Origin of the sequence: Paraburkholderia oxyphila NBRC 105797 (assembly GCF_000685075.1) — a bacterium.
Lineage (GTDB): Bacteria > Pseudomonadota > Gammaproteobacteria > Burkholderiales > Burkholderiaceae > Paraburkholderia > Paraburkholderia oxyphila.
Genome location: NZ_BAYD01000121.1, coordinates 1 through 14780, shown reverse-complemented (window position 1 = coordinate 14780; position 14780 = coordinate 1). Strand labels below are relative to the sequence as shown.

Sequence of the window (14780 nt, the reverse complement as noted above, 5' to 3'; positions counted from 1 at the left end):
TATACCAGTTCGCCGATGAATGACAGATAACTAACGAGAAGACCGGAAACACAACTCGATGTCCACCGCATTCGCGCATACAGTCGAAGCGAGTTTTGCGACGCTCACGCCCACGGCCAAGCGCATTGCCAGTTATATGCTTGCGAATCTGGAGCGCCTCGGTCTGGAGACGGCGGATCAGATCGCGCAACAGACGGGCACGAGCGGCATTTCGGTCGGGCGCTTTCTGCGCAGCGTCGGCTATCGCAATCTCGACGACCTGAAGCGTGAATTGCGCGGTGCACAAACACGGCCATGGCTCATCACTGATCGCCTCGACGCCTGGCACAGCGAGCGCCTCGCCGGCTACGCGAGCGGCGTGGAAAACACGAGTGACACGGCGCTCGCACACTCGCTCGATCTCGAGGTCGATGCGATCCGCTATGTGTACAGGCTTGCACTAGGCGACACATTCGCCCGCGTCGCACAGCGCATTGCCGCTGCAGATGCCGTCTTTATTCTCGGCATACAATCGACGCGCGGCATTTCGAATGCGTTCTACAGCTACCTCGAATATCTGCGGCCACGTGTGTTCTTTTCCGACGGCATGTCAGGCTCGTATGTGGAGTCGCTGAATTCGGAGTTCCAGTCGCCGTATCTGATCGTCACCGACACGCGTGCCTATTCGCGCATCGCGCGCCGCTATTGCGAGGCGGCGGCACGGCGCGAATTGCCGTTCGCGCTCGTCACCGATCTCTATTGCCCGTGGGCGCGCGACTTCGCCTGCGATCTGCTGCAAGTGAAAACCGATGTCGGTCAGTTCCGGGATTCGCTTGCGCCGCTCACTTGCCTGTTCAACCTGCTGATTACGTCGATTGTCGAGCGGCTCGGCTCGACTATCGACAAACGCGTCGCGCACAACCGCGAATTGCAACGTGAACTCGATCAATTCGATCTTTGACAATCATGACCGATAAACCGCATCTCATTCACATCACACCGGAAACGCACGGCGTCGAACTCGACCTCGTGTATGCCACCGATCGCAATTTCACCGGCAAGGCGATCTACAAGGAAGCGCACGCCCTGCTGCTCGCGCCCGCTGAAGCCAGATTGCGCAAAGCCGTCGAACTTGCTGAAAGCGTCGGCATGAAGCTGCACATTTTCGATGCGTACCGTCCGCCGCAGGCACAGAAAGTACTGTGGGATTTTCTGCCCGACCCCACGTATATCGCAGAACTTGGCCGAGGCTCGAACCATAGCCGGGGTACGGCGCTCGATCTCACCTTGATCGACAGCAACGGTGAAGCGCTCGACATGGGCACGGGCTTCGATGCAATGATCAAGGAGTCCGAGCACTTCCATCACGGATTGCCGCGGCATGTGCAGCGCAATCGCCTGCTGCTGCTCGGCATCATGCATGCGGCAGGATTCACGCATATTCCAGGCGAATGGTGGCATTACGAAATTCCGGGTTCACGCTCGCTGCCCGTTATTGACAATACCGAAAGCGGCCCCCTGAAATTGATGTAATCGAGATCTGGTTCTTTGCTGTCCGTTTGCGGGTTTCTCACCGTTTTTCCCTCTCGATACGGAGCGAGTATGAATCTGGTTTTGCGCAATGCGCTGGCGGCAGTCGCGGTCGTGTCCGCACTGACGCTTACGATGACGACAACAAGTACTGCATTTGCGGCGACACCGAAAGACATGCTGGTGATCGCCACCACGCTCGACGAATTCTCGACGCTCGATCCCGGCGAAGTCTATGAGCTCGTTCCGGAAGAATATGTCGCGAATACCTATGACCGGCTGGTGCGCGTCGATCTGAAAGACCCGGCGAAATTCAATGGCGATGTCGCGCAATCGTGGACGGTCAGCCCTGATGGACTCACGTTCACGTTCAAGATTCGCCCGGGTCTCAAGTTCCACTCGGGCCATCCCCTGACAGCCGATGATGTCGCGTGGTCGATCCAGCGCTGCGTGCTGCTCGATAAAGGCGCGGCGGCCGTATTGCAAGGCATTGGCCTGACCAAAGACAACGCGCTGCAAAACGTCAAGAAGATCGACGACTCGACCGTCAGCATTACGACCGACCAGAAATACTCGCCCACGTTCGTGCTGAACGTGCTGGGTGCGTGGCCCGCGTCGGTGGTCGACAAGCAGCTCCTGATGTCGCATCAGAAGGGCAACGATTTCGGCAACGAATGGCTGCGTACGAACGAGGCGGGCTCTGGCGCGTACAAGCTCGTCAAATGGACGGCGAACGACAGCATCATCCTGCAGAAATACGACGGCTACCGACTTCCGCTCGCGATGAAACGCATCGTGATGCGCCATGTTCCGGAGGCCGCGAGCCAGCGCCTGCTGCTCGAAAACGGCGACGCGGATGTCGCGCGCAATCTGAGCCCCGACGATCTCGCCGCATTGACCAAGGCCAACAAGGTGCAGGTGATGTCGGTGCCGCAAGCGACGTTGCTTTACCTCGGCCTGAACGTGAAGAACCCGAATCTCGCGAAACCGGAAGTGCAGGAAGCCATGAAATGGCTGATCGACTATGACGGCATTCAGAAGAACGTGACGAAGGGCACGTTCAAGATTCATCAGACGTTCCTGCCCGAAGGTTTCCTCGGCGCGTTGAATACCAATCCGTATCACCAGGACGTTGCCAGGGCCAAGGCGCTGCTCGCCAAAGCGGGCTTGCCCAATGGCTTCAACGTGACGATGGATGTGCGCAGCGCTTACCCGTACAATGAAATTGCGCAAGCCGTACAGGCGAATCTCGCGCAAGGCGGCATCAAGGTCGAGATCATTCCGGGCGACAACAAGCAGACGCTCGCGAAGTATCGTGCGCGTCAGCACGATATCTATATCGGCGAATGGTCAGCGGATTACATCGACCCGCACAGCAATGCGCAGGGCTACGCATGGAATCCGGACAACTCCGACCAGTCTGCGTACAAGATGCTCGCATGGCGTAATTCGTGGGACATTCCCGATCTGACGAAACAGACTGATGCGGCGCTCGCCGAATCGTCGACGACAAAGCGCGCGCAACTCTATCAGACGATGCAGAAGGAAATGCTCGCAAAGTCGCCGTTCGTCATCATGTTCCAGCAGGTGTCGCAAGTGGCGATGCGTCCGGGCGTGTCGGGCCTCGAAGTCGGTCCAATCAACGATCTCGTGTCGTATCTGCATGTGAAGAAGCAGTGAGCGCGCGAGACATGTCGACGACGACCACTCCTATGGACCAGATACGTGCTGCGTCCGCGCGCAGCGCGACCGTGCGCTGGACGTTGCGCGTGCTGCGCTGGGCGCTCACGCTCGCCGTCACGTTCACGGGCTTGCTGGCCGTGACCTTCGTGATCGGCCGCAAGGTGCCGATCGATCCCGTGCTCGCAATACTCGGCGATCGCGCGTCGGCGAGCGCTTATGCGGCCGCGCGCATTCAGCTTGGACTCGACAAGCCCCTTGCCGAGCAGTTTTTAATTTACGTGCGCGCGGTGCTGCACGGCGATCTGGGCGTATCGCTGCTGACGGCGAATCCCGTGCTCGACGACATCAAGCGCGTCTTCCCCGCCACATTGGAACTCGCGACACTGTCGACGATCATCGGCGTATTGGTCGGTGTGCCGCTCGGCGTGATTGCTGCGACACGACACAACCGCTGGATCGATCACGTTGCGCGTTTCATCGGCCTGATCGGCAGTTCAGTGCCCGTGTTCTGGCTCGGTCTGATGGGACTGCTGTTGTTCTATGCGAAGCTGCATTGGGTGTCGGGACCAGGAAGAATCGACCCCGTGTTCGATGGCATGGTCGATACGCACACGGGCAGCCTGTTGATCGATTCGCTGATCGCGGGGGAATGGGATGTGTTTTTCAATGCACTGTCGCATATCGTGTTGCCCGCTGCGATATTGGGCTACTACTCGGTCGCCTATCTGAGCCGGATGACGCGCTCGTTCATGCTCGACCAGTTGAACCAGGAGTACATCACGACGGCACGTGCAAAAGGCTTGTCCGAGCGGCGAGTCGTCTGGGTGCACGCATTCGGCAATATCGCGGTGCCGCTGCTGACGGTGATCGCACTGTCGTACAGCTTTTTGCTCGAAGGCTCGGTGCTCACCGAAATCGTGTTCGCGTGGCCAGGCATCGGTTCGTATCTGACGGGCGCGCTGCTCAACGCCGATATGAATGCCGTGCTCGGCAGCACGCTCGTGATCGGCATGACTTTCATTGCGTTGAACCTGCTGACGGATGCGCTCTATCGCGTGTTCGATCCGCGCGCCCGCTGATGCAACGGAGATTTGCAACGTGCGTCCACCTGTTGAAACTTCAACGCAGGACTTGCCGATGAACGTGCCTCGCGCAACGTGGAGAGCCTGGCTGCTGACCGATACGCCTGCTTCGCGCAGGCAGGCGGCGCTCGGTCTTGCGTATCGGCGCTGGCGGCGTTTCTCGGGTAATCCGCTATCGGTGTTCGGTCTGGCGATCCTCTTGCTGCTCGTGATCGTCGCCGTCATCGGCCCCTGGATCGCGCCGCATGATCCGCTCCGGCAGGTGTTGTCCGACCGTCTGCTACCGCCCGGTTCAGCCTCTCATTGGCTGGGCACTGATCAGCTCGGACGCGATATTCTTTCGCGCATCATTTACGGCTCGCACCTGACGCTGTCGATTGCGATCCTCGTTGTCGTGGTCGTCATGCCGATCGGCTTGATGATCGGCACGACGGCGGGCTTTTTCGGAGGCTGGGTCGATAACGTGCTGATGCGCGTGACGGATATCGCGCTAGCGTTCCCGAAGATCGTGCTCGCACTCGCATTCGCCGCGGCATTGGGGCCGGGTGTGTTCAATGCGGTGATCGCCATTTCGATTACCGCGTGGCCCGCGTATGCGCGTCTTGCACGCGCCGAAACGTTGAGGCTCGTGCAAGCCGATTTCATACACGTCGCGCGGCTGCAAGGCGCGTCGAACCTGCGCATTCTGCTGCGCTATATCGTGCCGCTGTGTTCGTCGTCGGTGATCGTTCGCGCGACGCTTGATATGGCGGGCATCATTCTGACCGTCGCTGGCCTTGGTTTTCTGGGGCTCGGCGCACAACCGCCCAGTCCCGAATGGGGCTTCATGGTCGCGTCGGGCCGCAACGTGCTGCTCGACGCGTGGTGGGTGGCGACGATGCCGGGCTTCGCGATTCTGCTCGTGAGCCTCGCATTCAATCTGCTCGGCGACGGCTTGCGCGACGTGTTCGATCCCCGCCATGGAGACTGACATGGGCACGCCTCTCTGTGAGATCGACGATCTGCGCATCGCATTTCGCACGCACGACGGTACGCTGAATGAAGCCGTGCGCGGTCTCTCGCTGACGCTGAATAAAGGCGAGCGGCTTGGCATCGTCGGTGAATCGGGTTCGGGCAAGTCGCTGACGGGCCGCGCGCTGCTCGGACTTCTGCCGCCTGCCGCGCATTGCACCGCGAAAAGGTTGCGCTTCGACGGAAAAGATCTGCTGAATATGCGCGCCGACAGGCGCCGGCGTCTATGCGGTCAGCAAATGGGCATGATCCTGCAAGATCCGAAGTACTCGCTGAACCCGGTGATGACTGTCGCGCAGCAAATGCGCGAGGCGTTCGCACTGCATGATCCGAAGCTCAACCGGCGTGCGATGCGTGAGAAGATCATCGCGGCCCTCGAAGCGGTGCATATCCGCAACCCCGCGCGCGTCGCGGATTCATATCCGCATGAGCTTTCCGGCGGCATGGGACAGCGCGTGATGATCGCGATGATGGTATCGACGGGACCACGCCTGCTGATCGCCGATGAGCCGACCAGTGCGCTCGACGTGCTCGTATCGATGCAGGTGCTCGCCGTACTCGACGAGATGATCGCCAAACATGATACCGGCCTCATTTTTATCAGCCATGACTTGCCGCTCGTGATGTCGTTCTGCGATCGGGCGGTGGTGATGTATGCGGGGCGTGTCGTCGAGACATGCGCGGCGCGCGATCTCGTGCATGCGCAACATACTTATACGCGCGGGTTGCTTGCCGCGAATCCGCCGCTTGCCGATCCGCCTGCCGAATTGCCCGTTCTGTCACGCGATCCTGCATGGCTCAACGACACGCAAGGAGCATCCGCATGATCGACGTCGATGCGTTGACAGTGCGCTTCAAGACGGTCGCGGGCGCAGTCGATGCCGTCCGCGATGCGAGCTTTCATGTAGCGCAAGGCGAAGTGTTCGGGCTCGTCGGTGAGTCGGGTTCCGGCAAGTCGACCATTCTTCGTGCGTTGAGCGGATTGACGCCTGTCGCGCAAGGCACGGTGCGCATTGCGCAGCAAGGCGGTGTCGCGCAAAAGTGCGCTGTGCAAATGGTGTTTCAGGACCCATACGGCTCGCTGCATCCACGCTTCACTGTCGATCAGACATTGCGCGAACCGTTGCGTATCAACGGCATCGGCCGGCATGAAGAACGTATCGTCAATGCGCTGCGTGAAGTCGGGCTCAATACGTCGTTTCGATTTCGCTATCCGCATCAGCTATCGGGTGGGCAGCGGCAACGCGTGGCGATCGCGCGCGCGCTGATCGTCGAGCCGCGTGTGTTGCTGCTCGACGAGCCTACATCGGCGCTCGATGTCTCCGTGCAAGCTGAGATATTGAACTTGCTCAAGCGCCTGCATCGCGAGCATAACCTGACGATGATTCTTGTCACCCACAATCTCGCTGTCGTGAGCTTTCTGTGCTCGCGTGTTGCGATCATGCGCAATGGCGAGATTGTCGAAGAACTCGATGTGGAGAGAATCAGAGCGCAGCAGGTCGATAACGAGTATTCACGCCGCCTGTTGCTCGCGACGAATGGCTTTCAGCGCAAGGCTCTCAACGCGTTGGGTATCGACACGGCTCTTTAAAGGCGCTCGTGTCTGCGACGGCCCAGGCAAACACATACACCAGGCCGCAGCAGACAGAAAAACGCCCCACACAAACCGGAACAGCACAGTATTTTTTGCCAAACCTTGATCCACTCTCCTCCAAGCCGATCGAGGTTTAAAATCGCACGCTAACCGTCCCCATCGTCCATGAGCCCCTTACGTTCAGACACCCAGGTAGTATTCCTATACTATTCCAGCGCATCGAGTAGTGCTTTGGCCTCTTGCCAGTCAGCCGTGTCAAGGCCCTCCTGAAAAGCGTACAGGGTCGCAGAAAGCCTCTGCCGTGCAGCCTCGGCGTTGCCCCGGTCTCGTGATAGCCGTGCGAAACTCGACATCGCGCGCAATTCGAGCGACTTCGCGCCTTGCTTGCCTGCGATCGAAATCGCTTCAAGAAAACACGCTTGCGCTTCTTCGTCGTTTGAAGGCTTGCTGGACTGGTCGCTTGCGCACTGCAAAAGCAGTTCGCCTCTCAGCCGATGCAATTCAGCGAGACAATACCGTTCCCCTGTCCGATTAGCGGTGTCCTGCGCCTCAGTCAGCGTCTCCAGTGCGGCCGGCACCTGTCCCGCTTTGACATATGCCTGTGCGAGCAGCGCCAACACGTAAGGGCGCGCCAGTTCAGCGCCCGTGGCAATACAGGCACGGATGCCCCGGTGGATTTGATCGATGCCTTCGGCGGGGCTGCCTTGCTCGGCCAGCGCCCACCCCCGCAATATGCCTCCCCAGGCCGACCAGTATGGAAACCCTTGCTCCGTCGAAAGCGCGATGGCCGCATCAGAGAACTCCTCGACGAGTTGAGCCTCACGGCGGCACTGATACACTTCGGCGGCAAGGGCGAGCACGAGGGCCATACTGTAGGGGTGAGACAGCTTGCGGGCCAGCTTCAGCGCGTCCTGGATTCGCCTGGCGGCCTGGTCGGGACAGCCCAGATACCACAGTACCCGGGCCGCGGCGACAAGCGCGTGTACCACGGGATCCTGTCCAAGGAGAAAGGACGTGGCGGTATGGTGTTCACGGTCAATGGTGGCAAGCCCTCGCTCTAGATGAGCCTTCGCCTTGACAGGGTCGCCCAGATGAAACGAACTCGTAGCCAGGGCGAAATTAGCCTGCCCAATCAACTCCGGATCCTGTGCACGCTCAGCCAGACTGAGCAGGCTTTCACCTAATTTGTATGAAGTCTGGTGCTCCGCTCGCAGGGAGTAAAACGTGCGTAGACCCAACTTCGCCTGAAAGATCTGCCGCGTTTCCCCACCCTGCTCTGACAACGCAAGCGCCCGGCTAAAGCTCGCTTCTACCTCGGGAGACGCGTAGCCTTTCGCCGCAATCAAGGCCGGACCGAGCGTAATACGCAAGGCGAGTTCCTGATTCGCACGCTCGGGGGTATCAGGCAACCGCTTGAGTAGTTCGAGCGCAGTATTCAAATGCGGAATGGCTTCCAGATGTGCCGATCGCTCGAGCGCCTGGCTCCCGGCGCTGTGAAGATATTCAACCGCTTTGGGAATGTTGCCACTCAGGCTGTAGTGGTGAGCCAGATCGCTGCAATGGCTGTCAAGTTGTTGGCGGTACAGCACCTCGATCGCTTGCGCGGTTCGTTCGTGCAGCGCGCCGCGCTGCTCGCTCAGCAAGGCCTGTCCCGCCACTTCCTGTGTGAGCGAGTGCTTGAAGGCGTACTCGACCTCTGGAAACGCTGGCCGCTCGTAAATGAAATCGCTGGCTTGAAGCTTGGCCAGCAGATAGCGTAAGCGATCTTCCGGCTGCCCGGCGACCTGCCGCACGAGACTCCAAGTAAACTCCGTGCCGATCACGGCAAGCGTCTGCAATAGCGCCTTCTCTGCAGGTTCGAGGCGATCCACGCGAGCCGCGAGTACGCCCTTCACGGTGGTCGGAATCTGGAATGTGTCGGGCGCCACTTCGATGCGATACCGGCCCGGCTCGCCGAGCAGGACGCTTTCCTCGACGAGCGTCTGGACCACCTCTTCCATAAAGAACGGGTTGCCGTCGGTTTTGTCCAGAATCAGCCGCTTGAGACGCGCAAGCGAAGTGTCTTCCCCCAACAATGTGATGAGCAGTGCTTCGGATTCGACCTGACCCAGAGGATCAAGCCTCAACTGCGTGTAATCACTGTTCTGGCGCCAGCCCGGCCGATACTCCGGCCGGAAATTCAGCAACAACAGTATCCCGGCATTCGGCACGCGCTCAATGAGCGCATTGAGAAATGCCTCCGTTTCGCGGTCCAGCCACTGCAGGTCGTCAAACAGCACCTGCACGGGCTGATTGACGCTTTCGCGCACCAGCAGGCGTGTGATCGCGTCGAAGGTACGCTCCCGCCGGATCTGGGGATCCATGGCAAGCAGGGCCGAGCCCTGCTCCTCGATGCCGAAGAGATACAGCACATAGGGCAGGAGTTCCTCGAGCGTTCGGTCGAGCGTCAGCACCTTGCCCACGACCTTCTCGCGGCAGGTGCGCTCCACGTCCCGGGGGGTGATCTGAAAGTAGTTCTTCAGCAACTCGATCAGCGGTAAGTAAGCAAAGGCTTTGCCGTGCGACACGGAGAACGTTTCGAGCACCAGAGCGCTGCTGCCGGGCTGCGCACGGGCCTTGAACTCAAGGAAAAGCCGCGACTTGCCGACCCCAGCCTCCCCTACCACGCCAACAATCTGGCCGTGCCCGGCGCGCGCACGCCCCCAGGCCGATTCCAGTCCGGCCAGTTCAGCGGCGCGACCAACGAAGCGGGCCAACCCCCGGTGCGCGGCCACCTGCAGACGCGTGCGCAATGGCCCGGGGCCGACCACCTCATAGACGAGGAGCGGGTCCTCCAGGCCTTTGACGCGGGTGGTCCCCAGCGCCTTGAACTCAAAGTAGCCCTCGGTCAGCTTGTGGGTGGACTCGCTCACCAGGGTCGTCGCAGGCGTAGCGGTACTTTCCATCCGGGACGCAATATGGACTGTGTGCCCGACGGGGTCGTAATCGGCGTGCAGGTCGTCCTTGCGGATCGAGCGCACAACGACCTCGCCGGTATGAATGCCGACCCGAATCTGCAACGCGATGCCGAATTCCAGTCGCACGCGATCGCTGTGGTGGCGCATGGCTTCCTGCATGCGCAGCGCGGCATAGACGGCTCGTTGAGCATGATCCTCATGGGCCAGCGGAGCGCCGAACAGCGCCAGGATGCCATCGCCGAGGGACTTGGCGACGTAGCCCTCGTAATGGTGCACCGCCTCCATCATGAGCGCGATCACGGGGTCGATCAGACGCTGCGCATCCTCCGGATCGAGATCCCGGATCAACGCGGTCGACCCCGCCATGTCGGCAAAGAGCGCGGTGATCGTTTTGCGTTCGCCGACCGTCGAGCCCCGGGTTTCCATCGTCGCCTGTTCGGCGAGGATCCGCTCGACCAGGTGCCGTGGTGTGTACTGAATAGGGACGGATGAACTGGCAGATTGCGCGGCGCCACGTATCGCAGCGGCGGCCATTGGCGCGCCACATCCCGCACAGAACTTTGCGCCCGGACTCGACACGCGCCCGCACGCCGGGCAGGCCGGCGGCAATCCCGCGCCGCATTCCTGACAGAAGTTGGCGTCCGCCGGGTTTTCGAAGCCGCAATGGGTGCAGCGCATACCGCCTCTGGGGTCTCTGGGGCACCTTTCATTACACGCCGATTCGATATCTGAGGCAAGCCGGAGGGCCAACATGTGACGCGACAGCACGCCGTAGAAATGGTCGAAAACATCATGGGCATGCTTGCGTAGCGCCTGGACTACGTGCCGCCCGTACGCCAGCCCCTCACGACGGCGGGCCTCGGCCGCCTGGCGTGCTTCCTGCTCCCATCTTTCACGGATGGCACGATGAGAGGCGACCCTTGATTCGATTTCGGATATTCGACGGCGCCCGGGCAAATTCAATTGCTTTGCATTCCTGCCATTCTCCCATTTGAGAAATGCGTTTCGAAGCGTTCTCTCCGCTTCACGGCTGCGTCCTTGTAGCAGCATGCGCAGTTTCGCCCGCATTTCCTCAACCGGCAACTCACGTAACCAGGGATCATAGCGGCTGTCTTCGCTCCCGCTGGATTCCGGGGCCAATAATGACGGGCTGGCCTCGGCGGCGGCGGCGAGCCAATCCGCATCCAGCATCAGAAACTCGGCCAATGCTACCTGTGCGGGCGTCAACGCCTGTAATCCCGCAGGCACCGGCTCCTCCGAGAAGCGGGCGTGTTCGCCCGAGTCATCGTTGAACGACCAGTCCCATGCAGATTGTCGCCTCCTGACGCGAGAATGCCTCCGACTGCTTGCAGCGCTGGAGCAAGGTGCATTCACCGGCTTGAAGCTGAAATAAGTCCGGCAACCCGTGCAGCTCCGCGCATCGCACCTTCGATATAGCCCACTCCACCACAATCGCCAACTTCGTGGACGATGAATCCGTCGGCGCTCAATTGATGGGCGAGTGAAAGATCGCCAGTTGCTCCCTTGGCCACGATGACGCTCTCTGCGGGAACAGCACGGTGTTCGCCCTCCCCGTCGCAATAGACGACCTGCGTGGGCTCGATGCGGATCCTGGCTGCTCCAGCAACGAGTTTCAGGCCGTGCTCGGCCAGCTCGGCCAGCATTCGCATGCGACGTACGATCGTCAGCCCGGCGCCCAGGCGCGGCACGTCATCGACAATCGTTACAGTGCGGCCGCGCTCAGCGAGAAATTCGGCCAGTTCAAGGCCAACCAGTTCACCGCCGATGATCACGATGTCTTTACCTAACGGCATCCATCGGCGCGTGGCACGCCGTACGAACTCGAGGCTTGACGTCAAGCCGGTCGCTGCGCCGAGCTGCGAGGCAATGCGTGTCGTCAATCCCACCTTGCGCGTGAGCTCGGCCGAGCTTTCTCCAAGCATCAGCCGGCGCAGGTCGTCACCACTGAGGACATGTGGGAGGTCATGCCCGGGGATCTCTGGCAAACGTCGTACCGCGCCGGTTGCGACGACGACCGCGTCGGGTTTCATATCACGCAGCAAGGCAGGCGTCGCGGCAGTCCGCAACCGCACTTCGATGCGCGATGTCTCCACCTGGCGCTTGAGCCACTCGAGCAGGCGTTCATTGGGTGGGTAGGCGAGCGACGCAAATCTAAGCGTCCCGCCCAGATGCGCCCCCTGTTCAAACAGCGTGACGCGATGGCCATCCGCTGCCAGACGGCGCGCGGTTTCCATGCCGCCAGGACCGCCGCCTACGACGGCGATCTGCTTGCCACGTGACGCCGGCGGCTGAGACATGAATTCGAAACCGAGATTCGGGTTGACCGCACAACGCATCGGTTTGCCCACATAGATCGCGCTGATGCACGTATAGCAATAGATACAGGGCCGGACGTCGTCCTGCTGTGCGCAAGCCAGCTTGTTGGGCAGCTCCGGGTCCGCCAGCAGTTTGCGGCCCATCGATACAAAATCGAGCTCTCCGGCAGCAATGGCATGGTCCGCCATCTCCGGCTCGACCCGTCCGGAAGCGATGACCGGAATGCGAAGGACTGCCTTTATTCGTGCGGCGTATGGCAGATTGACGCCCGGCTCGTGAGGCGTATGCGATCCCGAGTGAAGTTTGGGATTTCCCGCGTCATGGTATGCGGTCACGGTCACCGCGTCGGCACCTGCCATCTCGACTAACCGCGCGGTGCGAACCGCATCGTCAATTGTGATGCCGTTTAGCACACCCTCTTCGCGAGAGTCGATTTTGCACCATACAGGAAATTCGCTGCCGACCTCGGCGCGCACTGCACGCAATACTTCGAGCAGGAAGCGAACCCGATTCTCCAGCGGCCCACCGTAGTCGTCGGTGCGCTTGTTGCTCTTTGCCGAAATGAACGATGACAGGAGGTAACCATGGCCGCCGTGAATCTCGACGCCATCGAAGCCGGCCTGCTTTGCACGACCAGCGGCCGCAGCGAACTGCGCGACCACGGTGTCGATATCGCATTGCGTCATGACCTTCACGTTCATCGCGGTAATACGGCCAAACGGCGCTTCGGCCAGTTCCTCGGGCAGGAAGGCAGCCGTGAAATCGCCGCTGGGCGGATCCGGAAGCGAGGGCCCCCATATCGGCCGCCCCGCGAGCATGTCTTCCATTCCGACGAGGCCGCCATGATGCAACTGCGCGGCGATCTTCGCCCCATGCGCATGCACGGCTTGTGTCAGGGAGGTCAGGCCGGGCAGGAAACGGTCGTCGGAGATGGCGATCTGATTGGCCTGATTTGCGCCAACCGGCCAGGCCACACCGGCAACACCCGTTACGATCAGACCAGCCCCCCCACGCGCCTGCGCCTCGTGATAGCGGATCAAGCGTTCGCCGCAATGGCCATCGGGTTCCGCCAGGCTTGCACCCATCGCGGTGACGACGATGCGATTGCGCAGCGCCATCGTGCCGATATTTCCTGGAGATAACAGCTTGGGATAGCGATGATGCATTTTGTTCATTGGCGAGTCTCCACCGTACCAGCAGGCATGACGTTGCGCGACGACAGTCGGGAGGGGTGTGCAATCGGTATGCAGTGGGCGTCAGACGGGTTCGATGACCTCGAGCTCGTCCCAGACCGGGGCGAACATCAGCTTGAGGAGAGCCTCGTCCGCGTAGATGCGCTCGCCGGTCAATCCTTCCTTTCCGAATGTGAGGATGCCGATGACACGGAAAGCTCTTTCACTTGCATCGGATGAACGATACGTGACGGAGAACTCCTGCGTCAGACCGGAATCGCCGAGCCATTCACCGTGGCTCAGGGTGCATTCGGGGACGAACCTCGGAGCAACGGTGTCGAAGAAGTGACGGTAGTAGCGCCGCGTTGCGTCGAATCCCTTCATTCGCAAACCCACGGGAAACAACTCGAAGACTGGCTCCGACTCGAACGTGGCGAGCGTCGTTTCGAAATCGCCGACTGATTCCGCGTGAATGTGGCGTCGTGCGGCGTCGATCAGCTTCTGCTGGGTCATCATTTTCCTCGTCGTTGTAGAACGGTTGGCCACCGCAGACGTGCTTTCGCCCGGGCGTGGAAGATCGGACCGGAGTAACGCCTGGAGGAGGCTTGCTGGCGCACGGATGCCCTATGACACAAAATCTGAGGTTGCGTCGTCATGATGGCACATTTCCATATTTTTGTGTCATAGTGATCAGACACCTTTCGGTGAAGGTTTCGACGGCTCAGCGCCTTTCACGACTTCATACGAAGCCGCACACCGCTCCTGGACATCCTGCATGGGCCAGCCGCACCTCAAGTTACGCGGATCGGACTTGAGGTCGGTTATGCCGCGGCAGAGCGCCATTCAAGACTTATCGTTTTGCTCGCTCCGTCATGAACTTGCCCTGCGGCGCTTCCGCGTTCTTCTGGCGGCGCGTGTTGCCGTCGAGGCCGCCGTCGATCGCCCACTCCGCAAACACGGTCGGGCCCGGCTCGAATTCGCGCGGCTGCCATTCCGGCGTGAGCACGTCTTCGTCCGCGTAATACTCGATCAGCGCGCCCGCCGGATTCTTGAAGTACCAGAAGTACGCCGAGGAAACCGGATGCCGGCCAGGGCCGAGCTGCGTGGTCCAGCCGCAACGGCTGATATGCAGGCCGCCGCCAAACACCTCGTGGATGTCGCGCACCGTGAACGCCACGTGATTGAGGCCCTTCTTGCCGTCGGGCAGCGCGAGCAGGAACAGGTCGTGGTGGCCGCCGTGGGGCGCGCAGCGCATGAACGCCCCGCGATCCGGATAGCGGTCCGACGTCTCGAAGCCAAGCAGCTCGTGATAGAACTGCTCCTGCTCCGCGAGGCAGTTCGTGAAGAACACCACGTGGCCCACTTCCACCGGTTGCGCGCGCTCATAGATGGGCGACGGCGTATCCACGCGCAGCGTCTGGCCCCACACGTTCGA

General features: G+C 60.7%; 11 protein-coding genes. 7 read left to right on the top strand and 4 right to left on the bottom strand.

Features of this window, described 5'->3' with window-relative positions:
• Positions 1 to 58 precede the first annotated feature (58 nt).
• The 7 genes from sapR to BO1_RS41240 all read left to right on the top strand — a co-directional run bounded on the left by sapR (position 59) and on the right by BO1_RS41240 (position 6876).
• On the top strand, positions 59 to 940 hold the full coding sequence (sapR, locus tag BO1_RS41270) for a sap1 transcriptional regulator SapR (RefSeq protein ID WP_028222575.1): 882 nt from the start codon (positions 59 to 61) through the stop codon (positions 938 to 940).
• A gap of 5 nt (positions 941 to 945) precedes the next feature.
• Positions 946 to 1512, top strand: coding sequence for a D-alanyl-D-alanine dipeptidase (gene ddpX, locus BO1_RS41265; protein WP_028222574.1), 567 nt, complete (start codon positions 946 to 948; stop codon positions 1510 to 1512).
• Positions 1513 to 1581: 69 nt separating this feature from the next.
• A complete protein-coding gene (locus BO1_RS41260) occupies positions 1582 to 3189 on the top strand; it encodes an ABC transporter substrate-binding protein (protein WP_028222573.1) in 1608 nt (535 codons plus the stop codon).
• Between the two features lie 11 nt (positions 3190 to 3200).
• Positions 3201 to 4271, top strand: a complete 1071-nt coding sequence (locus BO1_RS41255; RefSeq protein WP_028222572.1) for an ABC transporter permease — start codon at positions 3201 to 3203, stop codon at positions 4269 to 4271.
• Positions 4272 to 4329: 58 nt separating this feature from the next.
• Positions 4330 to 5244: a nickel transporter permease gene (gene nikC, locus BO1_RS41250; protein WP_028222571.1), complete on the top strand. Its 915-nt coding sequence runs from the start codon at positions 4330 to 4332 to the stop codon at positions 5242 to 5244.
• On the top strand, positions 5234 to 6112 hold the full coding sequence (locus BO1_RS41245) for an ABC transporter ATP-binding protein (RefSeq protein WP_028222570.1): 879 nt from the start codon (positions 5234 to 5236) through the stop codon (positions 6110 to 6112). Before nikC ends, BO1_RS41245 begins: the two co-directional genes overlap by 11 nt.
• On the top strand, positions 6109 to 6876 hold the full coding sequence (locus BO1_RS41240; RefSeq protein ID WP_028222569.1) for an ABC transporter ATP-binding protein: 768 nt from the start codon (positions 6109 to 6111) through the stop codon (positions 6874 to 6876). Before BO1_RS41245 ends, BO1_RS41240 begins: the two co-directional genes overlap by 4 nt.
• Positions 6877 to 7085: 209 nt before the next feature.
• Here BO1_RS41240 and BO1_RS41235 read toward each other — a convergent pair whose 3' ends face one another.
• The 4 genes from BO1_RS41235 to BO1_RS41220 all read right to left on the bottom strand — a co-directional run.
• Positions 7086 to 10514, bottom strand: a complete 3429-nt coding sequence (locus BO1_RS41235) for an adenylate/guanylate cyclase domain-containing protein (protein ID WP_028222568.1) — start codon at positions 10512 to 10514, stop codon at positions 7086 to 7088.
• Between the two features lie 692 nt (positions 10515 to 11206).
• Positions 11207 to 13348: an oxidoreductase gene (locus BO1_RS41230; protein WP_218002853.1), complete on the bottom strand. Its 2142-nt coding sequence runs from the start codon at positions 13346 to 13348 to the stop codon at positions 11207 to 11209.
• A gap of 81 nt (positions 13349 to 13429) precedes the next feature.
• Complete coding sequence (locus tag BO1_RS41225; protein WP_028222566.1) at positions 13430 to 13858, bottom strand: hypothetical protein; 429 nt, start codon at positions 13856 to 13858, stop codon at positions 13430 to 13432.
• Between the two features lie 337 nt (positions 13859 to 14195).
• On the bottom strand, positions 14196 to 14780 hold a 585-nt coding region (locus BO1_RS41220; RefSeq protein WP_028222565.1), incomplete at its 5' end, for a VOC family protein.